At 65.2% G+C, this 22,544-nt stretch carries 19 protein-coding genes; 5 read left to right on the top strand and 14 right to left on the bottom strand.

Going from position 1 to position 22,544, the window contains the following annotated elements; genetic code table 11:
* Positions 1–78: 78 nt before the first annotated feature.
* Positions 79–1,902 carry a hypothetical protein gene (locus VL752_RS14075; protein ID WP_325356310.1) on the top strand — a complete coding sequence of 608 codons (1,824 nt, stop codon included), beginning with the start codon at positions 79–81 and terminating at the stop codon, positions 1,900–1,902.
* Positions 1,903–1,960: 58 nt separating this feature from the next.
* Here the strand turns inward: VL752_RS14075 and VL752_RS14080 are convergent, their stop codons facing one another.
* Genes VL752_RS14080 through VL752_RS14095 form a run of 4 tightly spaced genes read right to left on the bottom strand, consistent with a single transcriptional unit; the run spans position 1,961 to position 6,009 of the window.
* A complete protein-coding gene (locus tag VL752_RS14080) occupies positions 1,961–2,875 on the bottom strand; it encodes a flavin reductase (RefSeq protein WP_325356312.1) in 915 nt (304 codons plus the stop codon).
* Positions 2,875–4,800, bottom strand: a complete 1,926-nt coding sequence (gene dxs, locus VL752_RS14085; RefSeq protein ID WP_325356314.1) for a 1-deoxy-D-xylulose-5-phosphate synthase — start codon at positions 4,798–4,800, stop codon at positions 2,875–2,877. The genes VL752_RS14080 and dxs overlap by 1 nt, the downstream gene beginning before the upstream one ends.
* A gap of 5 nt (positions 4,801–4,805) precedes the next feature.
* Positions 4,806–5,714 (bottom strand): polyprenyl synthetase family protein, encoded by a 909-nt coding sequence (locus VL752_RS14090; protein ID WP_325356316.1) that lies wholly within the window; start codon positions 5,712–5,714, stop codon positions 4,806–4,808.
* A 25-nt stretch (positions 5,715–5,739) separates the two neighbouring features.
* A complete protein-coding gene (locus VL752_RS14095) occupies positions 5,740–6,009 on the bottom strand; it encodes an exodeoxyribonuclease VII small subunit (RefSeq protein ID WP_325356400.1) in 270 nt (89 codons plus the stop codon).
* 252 nt (positions 6,010–6,261) lie between these two features.
* On the opposite strand from VL752_RS14095, the gene VL752_RS14100 reads away from it, so the two are divergent.
* The gene (locus tag VL752_RS14100) at positions 6,262–8,082 is read left to right on the top strand and encodes a DEAD/DEAH box helicase (protein ID WP_325356319.1); all 1,821 of its coding nucleotides are present in this window, start codon (positions 6,262–6,264) and stop codon (positions 8,080–8,082) included.
* Positions 8,083–8,156: 74 nt separating this feature from the next.
* Here VL752_RS14100 and VL752_RS14105 read toward each other — a convergent pair whose 3' ends face one another.
* The 3 genes from VL752_RS14105 to VL752_RS14115 all read right to left on the bottom strand — a co-directional run bounded on the left by VL752_RS14105 (position 8,157) and on the right by VL752_RS14115 (position 10,940).
* The gene (locus VL752_RS14105) at positions 8,157–9,158 is read right to left on the bottom strand and encodes an ABC transporter substrate-binding protein (RefSeq protein ID WP_325356321.1); all 1,002 of its coding nucleotides are present in this window, start codon (positions 9,156–9,158) and stop codon (positions 8,157–8,159) included.
* Positions 9,159–9,237: 79 nt separating this feature from the next.
* A complete protein-coding gene (locus VL752_RS14110; RefSeq protein ID WP_325356323.1) occupies positions 9,238–10,050 on the bottom strand; it encodes an ABC transporter ATP-binding protein in 813 nt (270 codons plus the stop codon).
* On the bottom strand, positions 10,047–10,940 hold the full coding sequence (locus VL752_RS14115; protein ID WP_325356325.1) for an ABC transporter permease: 894 nt from the start codon (positions 10,938–10,940) through the stop codon (positions 10,047–10,049). The genes VL752_RS14110 and VL752_RS14115 overlap by 4 nt, the downstream gene beginning before the upstream one ends.
* Before the next feature lie 114 nt (positions 10,941–11,054).
* On the opposite strand from VL752_RS14115, the gene argE reads away from it, so the two are divergent.
* Positions 11,055–12,188, top strand: a complete 1,134-nt coding sequence (gene argE, locus VL752_RS14120) for an acetylornithine deacetylase (protein WP_325356327.1) — start codon at positions 11,055–11,057, stop codon at positions 12,186–12,188.
* A 75-nt stretch (positions 12,189–12,263) separates the two neighbouring features.
* Here argE and VL752_RS14125 read toward each other — a convergent pair whose 3' ends face one another.
* From VL752_RS14125 to VL752_RS14135, 3 genes are all read right to left on the bottom strand, one after another.
* Complete coding sequence (locus VL752_RS14125) at positions 12,264–13,265, bottom strand: fatty acid desaturase (RefSeq protein ID WP_325356328.1); 1,002 nt, start codon at positions 13,263–13,265, stop codon at positions 12,264–12,266.
* Positions 13,266–13,497: 232 nt separating this feature from the next.
* Positions 13,498–14,517 (bottom strand): zinc-binding alcohol dehydrogenase family protein, encoded by a 1,020-nt coding sequence (locus tag VL752_RS14130; protein ID WP_325356330.1) that lies wholly within the window; start codon positions 14,515–14,517, stop codon positions 13,498–13,500.
* A gap of 13 nt (positions 14,518–14,530) precedes the next feature.
* Positions 14,531–15,355, bottom strand: a complete 825-nt coding sequence (locus VL752_RS14135; protein WP_325356332.1) for a Cof-type HAD-IIB family hydrolase — start codon at positions 15,353–15,355, stop codon at positions 14,531–14,533.
* 76 nt (positions 15,356–15,431) lie between these two features.
* On the opposite strand from VL752_RS14135, the gene VL752_RS14140 reads away from it, so the two are divergent.
* Both VL752_RS14140 and VL752_RS14145 read left to right on the top strand, forming a co-directional pair.
* Positions 15,432–16,106 (top strand): DUF1028 domain-containing protein, encoded by a 675-nt coding sequence (locus tag VL752_RS14140; RefSeq protein ID WP_325356334.1) that lies wholly within the window; start codon positions 15,432–15,434, stop codon positions 16,104–16,106.
* A 125-nt stretch (positions 16,107–16,231) separates the two neighbouring features.
* The gene (locus VL752_RS14145) at positions 16,232–18,070 is read left to right on the top strand and encodes a glycoside hydrolase family 15 protein (RefSeq protein WP_325356336.1); all 1,839 of its coding nucleotides are present in this window, start codon (positions 16,232–16,234) and stop codon (positions 18,068–18,070) included.
* Between the two features lie 49 nt (positions 18,071–18,119).
* Here VL752_RS14145 and VL752_RS14150 read toward each other — a convergent pair whose 3' ends face one another.
* From VL752_RS14150 to cyoB, 4 genes are all read right to left on the bottom strand, one after another.
* A complete protein-coding gene (locus tag VL752_RS14150; RefSeq protein WP_325356338.1) occupies positions 18,120–19,340 on the bottom strand; it encodes an MFS transporter in 1,221 nt (406 codons plus the stop codon).
* Positions 19,341–19,527: 187 nt separating this feature from the next.
* On the bottom strand, positions 19,528–19,914 hold the full coding sequence (gene cyoD, locus VL752_RS14155; protein WP_325356340.1) for a cytochrome o ubiquinol oxidase subunit IV: 387 nt from the start codon (positions 19,912–19,914) through the stop codon (positions 19,528–19,530).
* The gene (gene cyoC, locus VL752_RS14160) at positions 19,914–20,540 is read right to left on the bottom strand and encodes a cytochrome o ubiquinol oxidase subunit III (RefSeq protein WP_325356342.1); all 627 of its coding nucleotides are present in this window, start codon (positions 20,538–20,540) and stop codon (positions 19,914–19,916) included. Before cyoC ends, cyoD begins: the two co-directional genes overlap by 1 nt.
* Positions 20,530–22,530: a cytochrome o ubiquinol oxidase subunit I gene (cyoB, locus tag VL752_RS14165; protein WP_325356344.1), complete on the bottom strand. Its 2,001-nt coding sequence runs from the start codon at positions 22,528–22,530 to the stop codon at positions 20,530–20,532. The genes cyoC and cyoB overlap by 11 nt, the downstream gene beginning before the upstream one ends.
* Positions 22,531–22,544 lie beyond the last annotated feature (14 nt).

The following is a 22,544-nucleotide window of genomic DNA, read 5'->3' on the forward strand; positions in this document are numbered from 1 at the left end:
TTTCCCGTTGCCCGAGGGCTCTTGCGCCGCTCTCTCCGCCAGATGAGAAGAGGCAGGACGTTGAGGAAGGGCCTGACCGTGAAACTCTCGAAGACTCAGATCGCGATCCCGTCCGCCATCGTGCTACTGGCGGCTATCGCCGGCGGCGCGCAGCTCTGGGGCCAGCATGAAGCCCGGCTCCGGGTGGAGCAGACCCTCGCCGCCCTTCCGGCGGGAGCGACCGGTCACTACCAGCAGCTTGACTATAATGTCTTCACCCGCACCTTGCGGCTCACCGGCCTCGCCATCGCAGAGAATGGCCAGCCCTTCCTGTCGGTCCACCGCGCGGTGCTTCATCACCTGTCCGGCGAGGGCAGTGATGCGAACCCGCTGCATGCCGATACCATCAATGTGACCGAGTTGGACGCGTGGCGCGGCGGCCATCGCATCACCGTCAGCCATGCCATCGTGAAAGACGCGGCCTTCCTGGCACCCGGCCTGCCGAGCCCGCCGACGACGCCGCTCTGGCTGCGCTCCACCGCTGACGGCACTCTGCTCTCCGCCGGCTCCATCGCCGCGACCGATATCGCGGACGACAACGGCACCACCCTCGCCGCGGTTTCCGCCACCGGTTACGACGACGGCAAGCTGCGCGAGGCAAGCGCACGGGATTTCGCCGACCGTCAGGGCAACCGGATAGCGACGCTCGCGGCAGAGCAGATCGACCTCGGCGGGCTTGACCGTGTCTTCGATACCGGGCGCTACACGATCGATGCGGCAAGCTGGACCGGACTGCGCCCGCTGATCGGCCACGCCGAAATCAGCGGCTTCGTGACCAAGGGCAGCCATGGCAGCAGCAGCATCGACCATATGACGCTCGATGGCTTTGCCGCTCGTCCCTTCGCACTCTCGCCGACGGGCGCGCATTGCCAGACCGATGCTTTCCGCAGGGACGCGGCCGAAGCCGTGTCGCTGAGCAATTTCTCACTCGGCGGACTGACCTTCTCCGACAAGGAGACCGGCACCAGCGGCAGTCTCGGCCAGATCACGGTCAGCGGCTATCAGGCCGGCAGCCTGGCGCATTTCGCGCTCAACGACTGGTCCGTGACCAGCCCGCACCAGGCCACGGTCAGCGTCGGCCAGATGCAGCTCACGAAATTCGACGCCAGCGGCCTGCTCGCCAAGGACGCCGACCTCGCGCCGGAGGATTGGATCACCGCCGTGCAGACGGGCGAGGTCAAGCTCGGCGGCATGGAGGTTGCCAAGGTCGCGGCCCATCTGCCGGGGAACCAGACCGTCACGCTTCAGGCGCTCAAGGAAAGCGTCAGCGGCACGAACCCACTCGCCACGCAATTTTCGTTGCAGGGGCTGAGCCTGCCCGCCTCCATCAGCCCGTCGCTGCAGGGTCTGCTGGAGCCGCTCGGCATTGAGACGCTCGTGCTCGATTTCGACGAGGCGGGCAGCTTCGACCAGACGACGGGCTCATCGACCCTCGACCATGTCGTGCTGACCGCGGCAGGGCTCGGCAGCCTTTCTCTCTCCGGCCAGTTCGCCAACCTGCCCCGCAGCGTAACGGACAGCGCCGATCCGATGACGGTGCTCAGCCAGATCGGCATCGGCCACGCCAAGCTCAGCTTCACCAATCAGACCCTGGTGCAAAAGATCATCGTCATGATGGCCAAGCGCTCCGGGCAGAGCGAGGCCCAGATCACCAGCGGCGCCCGCACCGCCGCCTCCTTCATGGCGGCGGCGGTGGTACCGGATCAGGCGGATGCCGGCCAACAGATCGGCGCCTTCATCGCCGATCCGAAGACGCTGACGATTACCACGGCGCCGGTGAAGCCGGTGCCCGTCGCGGGGCTGCTGGGCCCCAATCTGCGCGCTGCCCAGTCAGCGCTCAACCTCCAGCTTTCGGCTGATTGAACGAAAGAGGCCCCGGACAAATGCCCGGGGCCTTTTTCACTTCGGCAGGGTCTGGATCTCAGTCTTCGGCCGAGGCCGCGATCCGGCTGAGGAAGCGCCGCAGCAGCTGCGCCTCATGCGGCGTCAGCCCGCCGAGTTCCGTTCCCTCGATCGCCGCGATTTCCGCCGTGCCACGAGCCAGCGCATCACGCCCGGCATCGGTCAGCGAAACCGCACCGCCCTCGGGCGCATCGAGCAGGCCGCGCTCGGCCAGATCCTCGACCAGGACGACGGTGGGAATCTCCTGCGCGGGACCCGCCCAATCCTCGAGATCTTCCAGCGTGAGCGGTAGATCGACCAGACTGCGCAGCACCTCGTATTCGGCAAGAGAGAGGCCTGATTCGCCCATGGCCCCTTCGACGCGGCGAAGCAGCGCATCCTCCGCGCGGACCAGCAGCTCGGCGAGGAGCGGCGGCGCCGCCCCCTCGGCCGCGGCCGGCGGCTCGTTGCGGACGAACAAGCCGTAGCGGCCGCTATGGAAGGCAAGCGGGGCATGGTCGTCATGGTCGAACTCATCGACCTCGCCGACCAGAATATAGTGATCGCCCGCCTCATGACGAAAGGCGACGCGGCACTGGAAGCGCGCGGCGCAGTTCTGAAGCAGCGGCACGTCGCCATGGCCGCGGACGATCTCCAGGCCCGCGAACTTGTCGGTGCCGGATTTCGCGAAGCGGCCGGAGAGATGCTCCTGCTCGGCGGCGAGAATATGCACGGCGAACCGCTCGGCCTCCATGAAGGCCGCGAGGCTCGATGAATTCTTGCCGATGCTCCAGAGCACCATCGGCGGATCGAGCGAAACCGAGTTGAAGCTATTGGCGGTGACCCCGACATCGGCGCCCTCCGCCGACCGCGCGGTGACGATCGTGACCCCCGTGGCGAAGGAGCCGAGGGCGTTGCGGAACAGGCGCGTCTTGTCGAGGACGGGGGTGGACATCAGGCGCGCACCGCCGCGCCGGAACTGCTCGCCACGCCGAGCGCGGACAGCGCCATCTCCACGATATCCTTTGCCGTCAGTTTCGCGTCGATCGACTGGCCGGCCGGCGTGTTGTGGTCGATCAGTCGATCAGGGATCACCATCGGCCGCACCTTGACGCCGCCGTCCAGCAGGCCGTTGAGCGCCATGTGATGCATGACGGCCGCGCCGAAGCCACCCGAGACATTGTCCTCGATGGTAATCAGCACCTCGTGATGGCGGGCGAGTTGGGAGATCAGCCCGGTATCCAGCGGTTTCATGAATCGCGCATCGGCGACCGTGGTACTGAGGCCGCGGGCGGCCAGCTCGTCCGCCGCCTTCATCGCCTCGTAAAGACGCGGCCCGAGGGCGAGGATGGCGACCTTGGAGCCTTCCCGCATCACGCGGCCACGGCCGAGTTCGAGCACGGAACCGCGCTCCGGCAGATCCAGGCCGAAGCCCTCACCACGCGGATAGCGGAAGGCGCTTGGCCCGTCGTCGATAGCGGTCGTGGTCGCGACCGCATGCATCAGCTCGACCTCGTCCGACGGCGCCATCACCACCATGCCCGGGAGGCAGCCCATGAAGCAGAGATCATAGACCCCGGCATGGGTGTGGCCGTCGGCTCCGACCATGCCGGCGCGGTCCATGGCGAAGCGTACCGGCAGGCGCTGGATCGCCACGTCATGCACGACCTGGTCGTAGGCGCGCTGCAGGAAGGTGGAATAGATCGCCACAAAGGGCTTCATCCCCTCGGTCGCCATGCCGGCGGCGAAGGTCACGCCATGCTGCTCGGCGATGCCGACATCGAAGGTACGGGTCGGGAATTTCTTGGCGAATGCGTCGAGCCCCGTGCCGGATGGCATCGCAGCGGTCACGGCAACGATCGCGGAGTCCTGCTCGGCTTCGGCGATCAGGGCCTTGGCGAAAACCTTGGTGAAGCTCGGCGGCCCCGGGGGTGCCTTGCCCTGTTCGCCGGTCACGACGTTGAAGCGCGTGACACCGTGATATTTGTCCGGGCTCGCTTCAGCCGGGGCGTAGCCCTTGCCCTTCTGGGTCACGACATGGAGCAGCACCGGCCCGCTCTCCTCGGCATCGCGCAGATTGCGCAGCACCGGCAGGAGGTGGTCCATGTTGTGACCGTCGATCGGACCCACGTAATAGAAGCCCATCTCCTCGAAAAGCGTGCCGCCGGTCAGGATGCCGCGGGCATATTCCTCCGCCCGCTTCGCGGTGCGCTCGATGGAGCGCGGAAAGCGCTTCGCCATCTTGGCCGCGAGATCGCGCAAGCTGAGGAAGGAGCGAGAGGAGATAAGGCGCGAGAGATAGGCGCTCATGGCCCCGACCGGCGGCGCGATCGACATGTCATTGTCGTTGAGGATGACGACGAGGCGGCTCTTCATCGAGCCCGCATTGTTCATCGCCTCATAAGCCATGCCGGCACTCATTGAGCCGTCGCCGATGACGCAGACGACCTGCTGCTCGCTCTCCGGATGCTTGAGGTCCCGCGCCACCGCCATGCCGAGACCGGCCGAGATGGACGTCGAGGAATGGGCGGCGCCGAAGGGGTCGTATTCGCTCTCGGAACGGCGGGTGAAGCCGGACAGACCGCCCGGCTGGCGCAGCGTGCGGATGCGGTCCCGTCGGCCGGTCAAAATTTTGTGTGGATAGGCCTGATGGCCGACATCCCAGATCAGCCGGTCGCGCGGCGTGTCGAAAATGGCGTGAATCGCGACCGTGAGTTCGATGACTCCGAGGGCTGAACCGAGATGGCCGCCGGTAACGGAGACGGTATCGACGACCTCGGAGCGCAGCTCCTGCGCGAGCTCGGCCAGCTGATCGGCCGAGAAATTGCGGAGATCGGCCGGAATACGGACGCGGTCGAGAAGCGGTGTGTGCGGGGGCATGGGCGTCAGCTCCGTCTCGAAACCACGAAGTCGGTGAGGGCGGCCAGAGTCTGCGCGCGCTCGCCGAAACTTGCGAGATAGTTGGCAGCCTGTTCGGCCAGCATGGCGGCATGCGCGCGGGCCTGGTCCAGCCCCATGATGGACACCATGGTGGCCTTGTCGGCCGCGGCATCCTTGCCGACGGTCTTGCCGATTTCCTGTTCGGTACCTTCCGTATCCAGGATGTCGTCGGCGATCTGGAAGGCGGCACCGAGATCCCGGCCGAAGGCCGCGATCAGGTGGCGCTGCTGCGCCGGGGCACGGCCCAGGATGGCGCCGGCCTCGGCGCTGTACTGGATCAGCCGTCCGGTTTTCAGCGCCTGCAGGCGGGTCACTTCCGGGCCAGAGAGCGCACGGCCTTCCGAGACCATGTCGATCATCTGGCCGCCGACCATGCCGCGCGCGCCGGCGGCGGCACCGAGGGCCGCGACCAGTTCGCAGCGCGCCTGCGAATCGGAATGGGTGTCGGAATCGACCAGCACCTCGAAGGCGCGGGTCAGCAGCGCGTCGCCCGCCAGAATCGCGGTCGCCTCGTCGAAGGCCTTATGGCAGGAGGGCTGGCCGCGGCGCAGATCATCGTCGTCCATCGCCGGCAGATCGTCATGCACCAGGGAATAAGCGTGCAGCATCTCGACCGAGGCCGCGACGCGAGCAGCGCAGGCTGGAGCAACGGAGAAAAGGCTCGCTACCTCCATCACCAGAAAGCCGCGCAGCCGCTTGCCACCGCCGAGCACAGCATAGCGCATGGCCTCGATCAGCCGCTTCTCCTGCCCGTCCGGCAGCGGTAGCAGCACGTCGATCGCATGCTCGATCTCCTGCGCCCGCTTCTTCATGACGTCGGCAAGCTTGGCTGCCTGCTCGCTCACTCGCTTCATCCGTGTTCCACTCTGTTCATAACCGTTAGTCGATCGACCGGGTGGCGAGCGCGCCGTCGGCCCGCTCGACGATCGCCTGGATGCGCGTCTCGGCTTCGGCAAGCTTCGCCTCGCAATGCCGGCGCAAGGCGCTACCCCGCTCGAAAGCAGTGATCGCCTCCTCCAGCTTCTGCTGGCCGCTTTCCAGGCCGCGAACAATCTTCTCGAGTTCGGCGAGCGCTTCCTCGAAGGAGAGCTGCGCGACCTCTCCGCCCGCCGCGTTAGGCGGCACGGCCGGTGCTGACGCGGCGGACATCAGGCGCCCCCCGGGGGCAAACAGAGCCAGAATTCCAACATGACCATTCTCGTAATCCTTTTGCTGCGGCGCCGCCAACCCCTCGTTCATGCAAAGCCATCCTTCTGGCTGCAGGACAAGGGGGACGTGCCTGCCGCAGCAGACCCGCCGTCCGTTGCCGGACGCACCCCTCCCCTGTCGCGGAATCGCTCGCAAAACACGGCGGCTTTAAGCTAAGGAGCGCGCTCCCACTCAGCGGATCCCCGATCGAATATGCCCTTTCCGACCCCCCACGCCCCTCTGGCGCAGGCCCTTGAAGCGCGCGGCTATGCCGAACCGACCCCTGTCCAGGCCGCGATCCTGGCGGCAGAGACCGGCCGCGACCTGCTGGTCTCCGCCCAGACCGGCTCGGGGAAGACCGTGGCCTATGGCCTCGCCTTCGCCGACAGCCTCTTTGGCGAAGAGAGCCGTCTGCCGCCGGCGGGCGCTCCGCTCGCCCTCATTATCGCGCCGACCCGGGAACTTGCGCAGCAGGTCCACGCCGAACTCACCTGGCTCTATGCCGAGGCGCATGCGCGCGTGGTCGTCTGCGTCGGCGGCATGGATGCACGGACCGAAGCCCGCGCCCTTGCGCGCGGCACGCATATTGTCGTGGGAACCCCTGGCCGCCTGAAGGACCATCTGGAACGCCGCCAGCTCGACCCCTCGAACCTGCGGGTCGTGGTGCTGGACGAGGCAGACGAGATGCTCGACCTCGGATTCCGCGAGGAGCTGGAATTCATTCTCGACGCCGCACCCGCCGAGCGTCGCACCCTGCTCTTCTCGGCCACCATCGCGCGCGACATCGCCATGCTCGCCCGCCGCTACCAGCGCGACGCGTTGCGCATCGACACGGTGGATCGCAGCCAGCCGCATGCCGACATCGAATACCGCGCCATGAAAATCGACGCACGGGACGCCGAGGCCGCGACCGTCAATACGCTGCGCCTCATCGACAGCCCGGCCCTCATCTTCTGCGCCCGGCGCGACGGTGTCCGCGCCATGGCCGAGTCGCTGAATGCCCGCGGCTTCTCGACCGTCGCCCTTTCCGGCGAGCTCTCGCAACAGGAGCGCAACAACGCCCTGCAGGCGATCCGCAGCGGCCGGGCGCGCGTTTGCGTCGCGACCGACGTTGCCGCCCGGGGCATCGACCTGCCGGAACTCGGCCTCGTCATCCATGCCGATCTGCCGACCAACAAGGAGACGCTGCTGCATCGCTCCGGCCGCACCGGGCGTGCGGGTCGCAAGGGCATCTGCGTCCTTCTGGTGCCGCATAGCCGGCGCCGGCGGGCCGAGCAGATGCTGGCCGCCGCGGGCGTGGCGGTGCGCTGGAGCACGGCGCCCTCGGCGCAGGAAATCCATGAGCAAGATCGCGCGCGGCTGCTGAACGATGCGATCATCGCCGAACCGACCTCGGACGAGGATGCGGCACTGGCCTACCAGATGGCCGAGCGCTACGGCGCGGAAGCCATGGCCGCCGCCTTCATCCGCCTCCGCCGCCAGTCCCTCCCCGTCCCGGCGGAGATCGAAGGCGCAAGGCCGGGCTTCGAGGAGCCCCGCCAGGGCTTCCGCGAGCGTGATCGTGAACGCCGCGAGCCGGTTGGCCGCTTCGAGCGTAGCGAGCGTCCCCGCGCCGCCTTCTACGAGAATGACGGCGAGCCCATGGTCTGGTTCCGCACCAGCGTGGGCCGCAGCAAGAAGGCCGATCCGAAGTGGCTGCTGCCGCTGATCTGCCGGCTGGGCGGTGTGACCAAGAAGGATGTCGGCGCCATTCGCATCGCTGACAGCGAGACGCGCTTCCAGATTACCGCTGCAGCGGTACAGGATTTCGTCGCCGCTCTCGAGACCGCAGGCGAGAACGAAATCCGCATCGAGCAGGCCGATGGCCCTCCGACGCAGGAGAGCGCCCGTCCGCGGGGCGATTTCGCCCGCAGCCGCCCGCCGCGCCGTGACGGCCGTGACGGCGACCGGCCGGATTTTGCCGCCCGCAAGGCACGCTTCGCCAAGCCCGACGGCGGCCTCGGCCGCAGCATACGTAGCCGCGCCAAGGGCTGAATGAGCCGAAGCAAAGGCTTAAACAAAAAAGCGCCGGAGGGTTTCCCCTCCGGCGCTTTTTTGTTTGAGAGCGCTTACTTCTGGTCGATGAAGCTCGGGTCGATCACGTCGGCATAGGTAATCGGCATCTTGATCTTGGAGAGCTTGCCCCAGATCTCGAGGCCAAGCTTGATCACGCCCGCGGCCGGACCCGGCTGCGCCAGGGAGCCGAAATAGGCCTTGTTCATCGCGCCCGTGTAGAAATGCACGCCGCCGGCGGCGGCGGCGAAATCCTTCGGGTTGGACAGGTAGCCGCCGACGCTCTTCGCCATATCGGCATAGGCCGCGTCCTGATGCGTCTTGGTGTAGTCGACCGCTTCGAGAATGCCGTCGACCAGCGCCTGCACATCCTTCGGATCGTTCTTGATGGTGTCGCAACGCAGGATGAGAACATCGAGGATCACGCCCGGCGTCGAGGCACTGTCAACCAGCACCTTGCCCTTGTCGTGCTCCTTCACGAAGGAGAGGTTGGGTTCCCAGGTGACGGCGGCGGGCACGCGGCCGGCGATGAAGGCGGCGGCCGCATCGTCCGCGGTCATGTTGACGACCTTGAAGTCACTCTGCGTCATGCCCTGCTTGGCGAGCAGGTAGTTGAACCAGAACTGGCTCGTGGAGCCCTCGTTCATGGCAATCTTCTTGCCCTTGAGCTGGGCGATGCTGGTGATGTCCTTGCCCGCCACCATGCCGTCCGCACCGGCGCTGTCATCCAGCGCCATCACGGTCTTGAAGCAGAATTCGGGCGAGCGGTATTTCAGGATTTCGTCCAGCGTCACCGCGGTGCCCTGGATCTGGTTCGCCGCCATCGCGCCCATGGAGAGCGCGGAATCGCTGACGATGCGCAGATTGACGTCGAGGCCGCGCTTCTTGAAAAAGCCCATGTCGCGCGCCAGGAAAATCGGGCCGTAGCCGACCCAGACGGTCATGGAGAGGCTGAGCTTGCCCGCCTCGGCCGGCTTCGCGGTGCCGAGCGTCGCTGCCGCGGCAAGCACGATGCCCATGGCCGCACCCGCGTAGCGGCGCCATTTGAAGGTCTTCATCGCAGTCCTCTCCTTGATTGAACAGTCACGATAGGGCCGAAGGTGGAACGTCGCGGGGACTCCCGCGGGCGTGCGAGCGTCAGTGGTCCTCGTCGATCTCGTCATGCAGGAGCCCGATGATCTGCCGCTTGATGGCGATAAAGTCGGGGTCGAGCATCATATCGAGCGAGCGGGGTCGCGGAATGTCGATGTCGACCACGGCCTTCATCCGGCCGGGCCGCGCCGTCATCACATGCACGCGGTCGCCGAGGATGATGGCCTCGTCGATGTCATGCGTCACGAAAAGCACGGTCTTGTGGCTGTGCTCCCAGACCCGGAGCAAGAGCTTCTGCATGGTCGCGCGGGTCTGGCTGTCGAGCGCGCCGAAGGGCTCGTCCATGAGCAGGATTTTCGGATCGTTGGCGAGCGCGCGGGCGATGGCCACGCGCTGCTTCATGCCACCGGAAAGCTGCTTCGGATAATGGCCGCCGAATTGAGAGAGCCCGACCTCGTTGAGATAATAGGAGACGATCTCCTGGCGTTCCTTTGCCGGCATGCGGCGGCGCTTGAGGCCGAATTCCACGTTCTCGGCGACCGTCAGCCAGGGAAACAGCGTATAGGCCTGGAAGACCATGCCGCGGTCGCGCCCCGGGCCGGTCACTTCCTCGCCGCCGACCTCGATCTCGCCACCTGTACTGTCGAGCAAGCCGGCCGCGAGATAGAGCAGGCTCGATTTGCCGCAGCCCGAGGGGCCGACGATGACGGCGAATTCCTTCTCCCGCACGTCGAGCGAGACATGGTCGAGCGCGAGCACCGAATTGTTGCCGGTATTGTAGCGCAGCTCCACCGAACGGGCTTCGAGCAGCGGCCCGCCGATGGTGCAGGAACGAATGTCCGCCCTGGTCGGGATCATGCCGCCCACCCCGCCCAGCGGGCGCGCAGGATACGGAAGCAGGTATCGGTGATGAGGCCGAGGATGCCGATGATGCCGATGGCGAGGAAGATCTTGTCCACCTGGAAGCCGCGCATCGCCTGCATGCTCATATAGCCGAGGCCGCTATCGGCGGCCACGAGTTCGGCGACCACGAGATAGGTCCAGGCCCAGCCCATGGTGATGCGCAGGGTGTCGATGATACCGGGCTTGGCCGCCGGCAGGATGACATGCGTCAACACGTCCCGCCGCGAGGAGCCGAGCGTGTAGGAGGCGTTGAGCATATCGTCCGGCACGCTGCGGACGACGTCCATGATCATGACGATCTGCTGGAAGAATGTGCCGAAGATGATGATGGAGACGCGCTGGCTGAGGCCGAGGCCGATCCACAGGATGAACAGCGGGACGAAGGCCGTGACCGGCAGATAGCGGATGAAATTGACCAGCGGCTCAAGCGCCGCCTGAACGACGCGGAAGGTCCCCATGAGCAGGCCGAGCGGCACGGCCACGACCGATGAAATGAGGAAGCCGAGCAGGATGACCTCGATCGAGGCCCACATATTGGGCCAGAGCGTGCCATCCGAAATCATCGAAATGCCGCGTTCGATCACCGCCGTCGGCGAGGGCAGGAAGATGTCCGGCATCACGCCGCCATAGGTGAGGCAGGACCAGCCGGCGAGCACCACGATCCAAACGCTGATGCCGGCGAAGAGGCTTGCGCGCGCTGAGATGGGCGCGCGCGGCGTCAGCGCCCGGTCGACGAAGCCGCGCTCCTTCTTCACTCGGCGCACGGGTGACGCCGCCTTGGCTTCCAGGACCGTAACACCACTCGCGGCGCCATCGGCAGATGAGAATGTTTTGTCGAATTGCATGCCGTAGCCTCACGCAAAAACCGTTCCAACTCCAGCATGCGCTCGGGGGCGGGTCACTCGGAAGGGCTTTATGCCCATGCCGCAGCACGAAGGCGCCGTGCTAGAGGACCGGACATGACCGACACGATCGATACCCTAGCGAAACTCGTCTCCTTCCCCACGCTGGCCACCGGTCCCAATCTCGACCTCATGGGCTGGTTGCAGACGAGGCTCACGGCCACCGGCGCGCGCCTTCGCGTGATGCCCGGAACGGATGCTCAACGGATCAACCTTTGGGCAATGCTGGGGCCTGAGGGGCCGGGCGGCATCGTGCTCTCGGCCCATGCCGATGTTGTGCCTGTCGCCGGCCAGGCATGGAGCAGCGACCCCTTTGCGCTCACTGAGCGCGAGGGACGGCTGTACGCACGGGGTGCCGTGGACATGAAGGGGTTTCTCGCCGGCATGGTGACGGCGGCCGAAAAGGCGCGTCGGCTGCCCCTCACCCGCCCGCTTCATCTTCTGGTGTCGCATGACGAGGAGATCGGCTGCGTTGGCGTCCGCCCCATGCTCCGGGCGCTGGCGGACGAACGGTTTCAGGCCGCTGCCTGTATCGTCGGCGAGCCCACGGATCTGGTCATCGCGACGGGCCATAAGGGAAAGCTCGCGGCACGCATTGCCGTGCGCGGGCGGGCCGCGCATTCGGCCAATCCGGGCCTGGGCGTGAATGCCATCGGCATCGCCGCCGCAATGGTGGCCGAAGTCGAGGGGCTGGCCGCCTGGCTCGCGGCCGAGGGCGTTCGGGACGCCGCCTATGCCGTGCCCCATGGCACGGCGCAGGTCGGCACCATCCAGGGCGGCACGGCGCTCAACATCGTGCCGGCCGAAGCCGAACTCGCCTTCGAGATCCGCTTTCCGGCTGGCGAAGACCACGCGGCGCTTCTGGAGCGGCTGCGCGCCCGCGCGGTCCTTGTCGCAGGGGCACGCGGTGGCGAAATCGAGATCACGGTCACCAATCTCTATCCCGGCCTCGCCGAACCCGAGGACTCGCCGGCTGTCACCCTGGCCGCCGCGGCCGGCGGCCGCAGAGCCTTCACGAAGCTCGATTTCGGAACCGAGGCGGGGCTGTTCCGCGAAATGCTGGGCCTGCCCTCGGTGGTCTGCGGGCCGGGCTCGATCAGCCGCGCCCACAAGCCGGACGAGTTCATCACGCGGGATGAACTCGCCGCCGGAGATGCTTTCCTCGGCCGCGTGGTGGAGAGTTTGGTTTAGGGGGAGAACCCAATACCGGGCGGCCGCCCGGGGTAGGAAGCGGTCTGCCCGCCCTGGGTGGCGTGACCGAACACCTTATCGCGCCGGAAACGGTACCATGCGGCGGCGATTTTCGTCCCACAGCGCGAAGCTGGGCGTTTTCAGCGCTTCGGTGATGGTCAGAGTGGTCACCGCCGCCATCGTCTGCTGGCAGGCTTCATGGCATTCGTGCAGCCGGTAATTCGGGATTGACGGGCGCAGATGATGGACGTGGTGGGTACCGATATCAGCGCTGAACCAACGCAATAGCCGCGGCAATTTCAAATAGGACGTGCCGTGCAAGGCGGCACTCGCCTGCGTCCAATCCGCTTTGGGAAACCATTGCGATGCCTCGAACCTGTGCTGCACCGAGAACAGCCAGATGCCGATGATTGAAGCGAGCAGTAACGCCGGCAAATGCACCAGAAGCACTGTTTTAAGACCGAAAAAATGTATCAGGGTGCCAAACATGACCAGCAGGCCGAGATTCAGCCCATAGACACTCCGCCGCTCCGCCGCAAAGGACGCCGGCGTATCGAAAGGCAGGCGTTGCAGCAGGAGAAAGACCAACGGCGGCTGCAGCAGATGGATAAGAACCGGATGATGGCTGAAGCGATATACCCGACGCTTAAACCGGCTTAATTCCTCATATTCGGCCAACGTCAGACAGTCCGTGTAAAAATCCGCCGGGCAGCCGCGGAGGTCCAGATTGTTGTACGTGACATGATGCCGCGCATGCACCCGTCGCCACCACGCAAAGGGCGTCAGCGTGACCAGACTGCACGCACGCCCGAGAATCCGGTTATGCAGGGGGGTGGCAAAAAACGAGTTATGTCCGCAATCATGCTGAAGAATAAAGATGCGGACCATCAGCCCGCTATAGGGAATTGCCAGCAGCAGCGTCAGCCATAGCGAAACTCTCGCCAGCGCATACATGGCAGCGGTTAGCATTACATAAAGGCCGAAGGTCGAAACCACTTGCCACACCGCGCGCATGCGCAGCGAGGATTGAAACGTGCGCAAGCGGGCTTTCTCAGCAGCGTCCAGTGGACGGGGCATCGTCGCTGAATTCTCCGACACGAGGCAAATCCTTTGTACAGCCCCGGATCGGACTATCCTGATGTCAGCATAACGCCAAATTGCAGAAAGTCGATTTCGCTGGTTCACGGTATCTGCGCTGTGGCGGACCCGTCCTCGGTCCTAACCGAGTCCGGTGCGCCACAGGCTTTGATCATATCGGCACTTTCCGTGATCGTAATGGGCCGGAAACCTTCGATGCGCCGATTGCGTGTCAGCCCTCGAATCCCTCCAGCACGATCTTTCCGACAGCCTTGCCGCTTTCCACCATGGCATGCGCGCGGCGAAGGTTCTCGGCGTTGATCACGCCATAATGCTCGCCCATCGTCGTGCGGATCTCACCGTCATCCACAAGCCGGGCAACCTCGTTCAACAGCACGCCCTGCTCCGCCATGTCGGCCGTCCCGAACATCGAGCGGGTGAACATCAGCTCCCAATGAGTCGAGACGCTCTTGCGCTTGAAGAGCGAGACGTCGAGCGGGCCAGGATCGTCGATGAGCACGAAACGCCCCTGCGGCGCGATGAGATCCCCGATCGCCGCGAGATGCAGATCCGTCCGCGTTGTCGAATAGACGAAGCCCGGCGCGCCGAGGCCGAGCTTCGCCACCTCCTCGGCCAGGGGTTTGGCGTGGTCTACGACATGATCGGCGCCGAGGCTCTTCACCCACTTCGCTGTCTCCGGCCGTGAGGCGGTACCGATGACGGTGAGATCGGTCAACTTCTTGGCAAGCTGGACGGCGATGGAGGCAACGCCGCCCGCGCCGCCGATGATCAGGATCATCGGCGCCACGCCGGGCACCGGTCGCCGCACGTCCAAGCGGTCGAACATCCCCTCCCAGGCGGTGATGGCGGTGAGCGGCAGGGCAGCCGCCTCGGCCCAGCCGATACTCCGGGGCTTGCGGCCGACGATCCGCTCATCGACCAGATGGAATTCGGCATTCGTGCCCTGGCGCTCCAAAGCGCCGGCATAGAAAACCTCATCGCCCACCGCGAAGCCCGTCACCTGAGGCCCGATGCCCGCGACCACACCGGCCGCGTCCCAGCCGAGCACGCGCCAGCCGCCATCCGGCGCCCCGCCGCGCCTGCGGACCTTGGTATCGATGGGATTGACGGCGACGGCGCGGATTTCCACGAGCAGATCGCGGCCCTGCGCCTCGGGCTTCGGCAATTCGGCATCGACCAATGCTTCGGGATGCTCGATCGCCTGGGGCGTTTTGTAACCAATGGCGCGCATGGCGGCCTCTCCTTTACGTCTTCAGCACATAGCGGCGGACGGCGTCCGCCCAGCCGGATTCGTCATTCGTGCCGGTCACCACCATGGCCGCCGCCTTCACGCTCTCCGCCGCATTGCCCATGGCAATGGAAAGTCCGGCAACCTTCAGCATCGGGATATCGACATTCATGTCCCCCAGGCAGGCCATCTCCTGTGGCGTCACGCCCACGATCTTGGCGAGCGCCAATGCGGCATGGCCCTTGTTCGCGTCCACATGGGTTACGTCGCAATAATAGCTCGAGGAGCGGTTGACCGAGGCACGGTTACCCAAGCGCTGTTGCAGATCGCCCTCCACCCGGCCCACGAGATCGAAATCCTTCGACGAGGACATGATCTTGTTGGTGATCGAAAGATAGGGCGAGAAATCCTCGACCACGGTGTAGGTGTTCCGCGTCACCTCCGCCTCGTGCTCGACATAGGGGCCGATGGGCGCCTTCACATACCAGCCGGCACCGGCGAAGACCCAGACGTCGAGCCCCGCTTCCGTCATGTGCGCCACAGCCTCGCGCGCCGCCTCCTCGGGGATCGAGAGCTCCTCGATAATGGTCTTGTTGTCCCCGGCCACGATCTGCCCGCCGTTGAAGCCGGCATGGGGCGCGGTCACGCCCAGGGGCCCGAGGAACATTTCCACGCCCCGCGGCGGCCGACTCGAAACAAGGCACAGGGTGATGCCGGCCGCCTTCAACTCATGCGCGGCCTTGATCGTTTCCGGATGCAGGCTCTTGTCGTGGCGGACGAGCGTGCCGTCCACATCGGATATGACGAGACGAATGGGCTTGGTGCCGGCGGTGCCGCTCATGCTCGGGGGTCTCTCTGTGCTGTGGGTGCAGAAGAGGATGCTTGCGCGATCCGGGTCAAGGCGACAGGTATGACAGATGACATTTTCGATCGCCGCGCGTTGCGCGAAAACCGGGCGTTTCGGCGTGGCCGTCGCCTCCTCGTCCCCCGCCGTGGCCGCCCGCTGCGCCCATGGCCGGGCCGGGATCGGTGCCGTCACCAGCCAGAACGTGACCGATCCACGGCTCGGTCGCCAGGCGCTTGACCTGCTCGCCCTCGGTGCCAGCGGCCCCGAGGCGCGGAACATCATCGCCGCGACCGCGCCGCATGCCGCTCATCGCCAGCTGACCGTGATCGACGCACGAGGCCGCACGGCGGCCTTCTCCGGCATCCAGACGCTCGGTCTTCACGCCGAGGCGGAGGGATTGCACGTCGTCTCTGCCGGCAATCTGCTGGCGAATACCAGCGTCCCCCGCGCGATCGTCAGGGCCTTCGAAGCCACAGACGGTCAGGCGCTCGGGGACCGTATTCTCGCTGGCATGGCGGCGGGGCTCGCGGCGGGGGGCGAGGCCGGGCCGATCCGCTCCGCCGGCATGCTGCTGTTCGGCGACGTGCCTTGGGCCATCGCGGATCTGCGCATCGACTGGCATGATGCACCGATCGCCGAACTCGGTCTGCTCTGGGAGGTCTGGAAACCGCAGATGGAGGCCTATGTCACGCGGGCGTTGAACCCCTCGGATGCACCGTCCTACGGCGTGCCCGGCGACGAATAGCCGCCCCCGGGTTGCTCCCCTGCGCGGGAGGCGGTTCACTACGCGACAAACGACCCAAGATCCGGCCTGCGTCGACGCCGGCCCCCAGCGGGGCCAGCCACCCACCGCCAGGAGACCCGAGCCTTATGCCCGATACCGCAGCCGCAACGGCGACCCATCCCAAGATCGAGGATTACGGCATGATCGGCGATTGCCGGACCGCCGCCCTCGTCAGCCGCGACGGCTCGATCGACTGGCTGTGCCTGCCCCGCTTCGACAGTGCCGCCTGTCTCGCAGCCCTTCTCGGCACGGAGGAGCATGGGCGCTGGCGCCTGGCGCCTGCCGAACCGGGGGCGCGCATCTCCCGCTCCTATCGCGACGGCAGCGTGATCATCGACACGATCATCGAAACCGAGACCGGCCGCGTGATGGTGACGGATTTCATGCCCATCGGCTCGGTCAACAGCACCATCATCCGGGTCGCCGAAGGGCTCGAGGGCCAGGTCGACATGGCGCTCGATCTCACGCTCCGCTTCGATTACGGCAGCGCCATTCCCTGGGTCATCGGGTTGGGAGACCAGAGCGGCCTGCAGGCAATTTGCGGGCCGGACCGCGTGACGCTCTTTTCCTCGATGCCGCTGGTCAGCGAACATCTGGCGACCGAAGCGCGCTTCACCCTCAGCGCGGGCGACCGGCAGACCTTCATCCTGGTCCATAACCCGTCCCATTTCGACCTGCCGGACCGACCGGACGCCGATCTCGCCCTCAAGGAAACCGTCACCTTCTGGGAGGACTGGTCGAAAACCTCGAATTACGCGGGCGCCTGGACCGAACAGGTGCGCCGCTCGCTCATTACGCTCAAGGCGCTGACCTATGTGCCGACGGGCGGCATCGTCGCCGCCGCCACCACCTCGCTGCCGGAACAGATCGGCTCCAGCCGGAACTGGGACTACCGATATTGCTGGTTGCGGGATGCCTCACTCACCCTCGGTGCCCTGCTCCGCGCCGGCTATCTCGGCGAAGCGAAGGATTGGCGGGACTGGCTGATGCGCGCCGCCGCCGGCATGCCCGACCAGATCCAGATCATGTACGGCATCGCCGGGGAGCGTCGGCTGGACGAATGGGAAGTGCCCTGGCTTCCGGGTTACGAAAACTCGGCCCCGGTCCGCATCGGCAATGCGGCCGCCGGCCAGTTGCAGCTGGATATCTACGGCGAGGTCATGTCCGTCCTCTCCGAGGGCAGGCGCCTCGGCCTCGCCGACCAGCCGGACGGCTGGGGCCTGCAGCGTGCGCTGACCGACCATCTCTGCGTCATCTGGCGCGACAATGACGACGGCATCTGGGAAGTGCGGAGCGGCCGCCAGCCTTTCGTCTTCTCCAAGATCGGCTGCTGGGCCGCCCTCGATCGTTCGATCCAGGATGCGGAGAACCACGGCTTCGCAGCGCCCTTGGACGTTTGGCGGGAAAACCGCGAGGCCTTATGCGCCGAAATCCTCGAACATGGCTTCAACAAGGAACTGGGCGCTTTCACCCAGGTCTATGACAGCGACAAGCTGGACGCGAGCCTCCTGCTGATCCCCCGCACCGGCTTCGTCTCAGCCAACGACCCGCGCATGAAAGGCACGGTCGCCGCCATCGAGAAGGGTCTCGTCGTGAATGGGCTGGTGCAGCGTTACGATACCCGTATCAGCCAGGACGGGCTGCCGCCGGGTGAAGGCGTCTTCCTGGCCTGCAGCTTCTGGCTCGCGGACAACTACGCCTATCAGGGCCGGATCGACGAGGCAGCGGCGCTGTTCGAACGGCTTCTCGGCCTGGCGAACGATCTCGGCCTGCTGGCCGAAGAATATGCGCCCGATCTCGGCCGTCAGCTTGGCAATTTCCCGCAGGCCTTCACCCATGTGGCCGTCGTGAATACGGCCTTTGCCATCGCCGCCGGCCGCGCCGGAGCAGACGATGCGCACAAGGCGGATTCCGGTTCGGATTGAATCGCGGGAGCACTCAATCCGAACCGTAAATCAGGCCCCATTCAGAAATCTAGGCAGTCTTCGGCCGGGCAAGCCGGGCGCCAAGGGCGACCGCGATTCCCCCGCCGATGATGGCAGCGACACCGGCCAGAAGGAAGATTGACGCGTAGCCGTAGGCGGCCGAGAGGAAGCCCGCGACTGGCCCGGTGACGCCAAGGGCGACGTCGAGGAAAACAGTGAAGACGCCGAGTGCCGCTCCCCGGCTGGTCGCCGGCACGCGCGCGAAAGCCTCCACGCCGAGCGCCGGGAAGACCAGCGCGAAGCCGAAGCCGGTCAGTGCCGCGCCGGCCACGGCGATAAGTGGCGACGGTGCCAGGCCCAGGATGATCAGCCCCAGCGCCTCCGTGGCGAAAGAGGCGCAAGCAACCCGCAATCCACCCTCCCGCGCGATACTGTTCACGAAGATCAGGCGCGCCAGGATGAAGAAGAGGCCGAACGCCGTGACCGCCAGCGCCGCCCCCGCCCAATGGCGGCCGGCAAAGAACAGCGTGACGAAGGAGGCGATGGTGCCGAAGCCAAGGGAACCCAAGGCCAACGCCACGCCGTGCGGCAGCACCCTGCCGAGCACGCTTCGCATCGGCATCTGAACGCCGGAAGCGCGACGGATAACCGGGCCACGCGCGGCGAAAGGCAGCGCAATCAGCCCCCCGAGCGCCATCACCAGGCCGATGCCCCAGAAGCCGATCAGCGACTGGATCAGGATGCCGATGGGGGCGCCGAAGGCGATGCCGCCATAGGTCGCGATACCGTTCCAGGAGATGACCCGCGCACTCTGGTTCGGCGCCGTCCGCCCGATCGCCCAGGTGATCGCCCCGGTTGAAACACCGCTTTCCCCAGCGCCCAAGCAGAGACGGCCGATCAGCAGAAGGGTCAGGCTCAACGCAGGATGCCCAGGTGCCACGAGGCCACCCGCGACGGTGAAAAGGCCGCTGCAAACACAGGCGCCGAGGCCAAAGATCACCATCTGCTTCGGGCCGACCGTATCCGTCATCCGTCCGATAGGGGCGCGGGTGAGGAAGGTCGCGAGGTATTGGACGCTGACGGAAAGCCCCGCGAGGACCGCGCTGAAACCGAGCGCGCCATGCACGAAGGGTGGCAGGGCCGCCAGTGGCAGACCGACGATAAGATAGGCGGTCAGCGTATAGACGACGGTGACCAGGATCTCGCGCAATCCGCCCCGCGCAACGGGAGAGCCTGTGGGGCGAATGGCCGGCTGGATTTCGGTAGCCATCACCGGACCGGGGGCAGAGACGAAGAGAGAGACATGGCTTCCCTATAAGGCAAGATCTTCGCTCTTAAGAACATGTCTCGCCGCGCGGAAGATTTGCGCCGGTCCCATGCCTGCGCTTTGCCCACGAAAAAGGGGAGCGTCGCCGCTCCCCTTTGCCGAAGTCCACCAGCGAACCGGCGAAAATGGCTTACGGCTGTTCCTGCAAGGTCGGCAGGGGGCCGTTCGGCGTGTGGTCCATCATGCGCTCGGTCATGTTGTGGATGATCCACAGCGAACCACCGATGACGATGAAGACGACCAGCACCGCGAAAGCGAAGGCGGTGACGTTCCAGCGCTGCTCGGAACGGAAGTTGAGATGCAGGAAGAACACCAGATGCACGCTGATCTGCACGACCGCCAGAACGAAGATCGTGGCTACCGCCGAAGAAGGCGACAGCGTGTGAGACATCACCGCCCAGAAGGCAGCCGCCGTCAGGATGACGGAGACAACGAAGCCAACGGCATAGGAGCCGAAGCTGCCATGGCTCTGGCCAGCGGCATCGGTATGGCCGTGGCCGGACTGCGCGTGTGCCATCAGGTCATGCTCCCCAGCAGATAGACGACCGTGAAGACCCCGATCCAGACGATGTCGAGGAAGTGCCAGAACAGGCTGAGCATGGTCAGCCGGCTCATATAGGTCGTGTTCAGCGGCTTACCCATCACGCCCATCTGGAACATGAGCGTGCCCATCCACAGCAGGCCCGCCGTCACGTGACAGCCGTGGGTGGCGACCAGCAGGAAGAAGGAGGACAGGAAGGCGCTGCGTTCCGGCCCGTTGCCTTCGGAAACGAGATGAACGAATTCCTTCACTTCGAGCCCGATAAAGCCGAGGCCGAAGAGGAAGGTGATAGCCAGCCACATCATGACCTGAGACTTGTTGTGGCGGTAGGCCCCCAGCATGGCGAAGCCATAGGTCACCGAGCTGATGAGAAGGCAGGCGGTTTCGAGGATGACGCCGTTCAGCTCGAAGATGTCTTTTCCGGTTGGCCCGCCGGCATAAGAATGCCCGTTCACCGCCACGCCCGCGAAGGCGGTGGCGAAGAGCACGCAGTCAGTCATCAGATAGAGCCAGAAGCCGAAGACCTTATTGTCCATCTGCTCCTGGGCGTGATCGTGGTGGTGGTCGTGGCCGCCGTGTGCGGCGACGGCATCAGTCGGCATGCTGCTTCTCCGTCTCGAGCGAGGCGACCTTCAGGAAATGCGCCTTCTCGATGCGCTTCACTTCTTCGCCGGGCACGTAATAGTCGATGTCGTCATTGCAGGTGCGGATGATCAGCGTCAGTACGATGCCGATCACGCTGATGATGGCCAGCCACCAGATGTACCAGATCATCGCGAAGCCGAAGACGCCGGCGAACACGGCGATGATGAAGCCAGCCCCCGTATTCCTCGGCATGTGGATGTCTTCGTAATGGTCCCGCGCCTCGCGCTCGATCGTGCCGCGCTGCTTCGCGTCCCACAGCGGCTCGGCGTCGCCGACAACCGGGGTGGTGGCGAAGTTGTAGAAAGGCGGCGGCGAGGAGATGGCCCATTCCAGCGTGCGGCCGCCCCAGACATCGCCGGTCACGTCCATCAGCTGCTTGCGGTCGCGGATGGAGACCACGATCTGCAGGATCGAGCAGATGATGCCGCAGAGGATGAGGCAAGCGCCGAAGAGCGCCACCCACATGTAGGGCACCCAAGCCGGGTTGTCGTAGTGCTCCATGCGGCGCGTCGCGCCCATGAAGCCCAGCGCATAAAGCGGCACGAAGGCGAAGTAGAAGCCGACCAGCCAAAACCAGAAGGAGCGCGTGCCCCACTTGGACTCCAGCCGGAAGCCGAACATCTTGGGGAACCAGTAGTTCAGGCCGGCAAAGCAGCCGAAGACGACGCCGCCGATGATCACGTTGTGGAAATGCGCGATCAGGAAGAGGCTGTTATGGACGACGAAGTCGATGCCCGGCACAGCCATCATCACGCCGGTCATGCCGCCGATGGTAAAGGTGACCATGAAACCGATGGTCCACAGCATGGCGGGCTCGTAGCGCACGCGGCCGCCATACATGGTGAAGAGCCAGTTGAAGATCTTCACGCCGGTCGGGATGGCGATGATCATGGTCGAAATGCCGAAGAAGGCATTCACGTCTGCACCCGACCCCATGGTGAAGAAGTGGTGCAGCCAGACGACGAAGGAGAGGAAGGTAATCGCCACCGTCGCCCACACCATGGAGGTATAGGCGAAGAGACGCTTGCCGCTATAGGTCGAAACGACTTCGGAGAAGACACCGAAGACCGGCAAGATGAGGATGTAGACCTCGGGATGCCCCCAGGCCCAGATGAGATTCACATACATCATCTGGTTTCCGCCACCGTCATTGCTGAAGAAGTGGAAGTCCAGATAACGGTCCAGCGTCAGCATGCCGATCGTCGCCGTCAGCACGGGGAAGGCGGCCATGATCAGGATGGAAGTGCAGAGGATCGTCCAGACGAAGACCGGCATGCGCATGAAGGTCATGCCCGGCGCCCGCATCTTGATGATGGTGACGAAGAAGTTCACGCCCGTCAGCAGGGTGCCGATACCGGAAATCTGCAGCGACCAGATCCAGTAGTCGATGCCGCTGCCGGGGCTGTATTTCAGCTCGGAGAGCGGCGGATAGGCGAGCCAACCGGCCTGGCCGAACTCACCGATGGCGAGAGAAAGATTGACCAGCGCCATGCCGACGAAGGTCAGCCAGAAGCTGATCGAGTTCAGGAAGGGGAAGGCCACGTCCCGGGCGCCGATCTGCAAGGGCACGGCCACGTTCATGAACCCGATGACGAAGGGCATCGCCACGAAGAAGATCATGATGACGCCATGCGCCGAAAAGATCTGGTCGTAGTGTTCCGGTGGCAGATAGCCGTGGCTCGCCCCGTGGGAGAAAGCGAGCTGCGTGCGCATCATGATGGCATCGACGAAGCCGCGCAGCAGCATCACCATCGCCATCAGGATGTACATGATCCCGATCTTCTTGTGGTCGATCGTGGTGATCCACTCTTTCCACAAATAGAGCCAAAGGTTGTAACGGGCGACGAAGCCCAGGACGATGAGCACGACAATGCCCATCAGGCCGACCGCGCCCATTTCGATGGGATTGTCGAGCGGGATCGCCGACCAGGTTAATTTACCGAGCATTTTACTGCACCTTC

The organism is Acidisoma sp. (assembly GCF_035492295.1).
Lineage (GTDB): Bacteria > Pseudomonadota > Alphaproteobacteria > Acetobacterales > Acetobacteraceae > Acidisoma.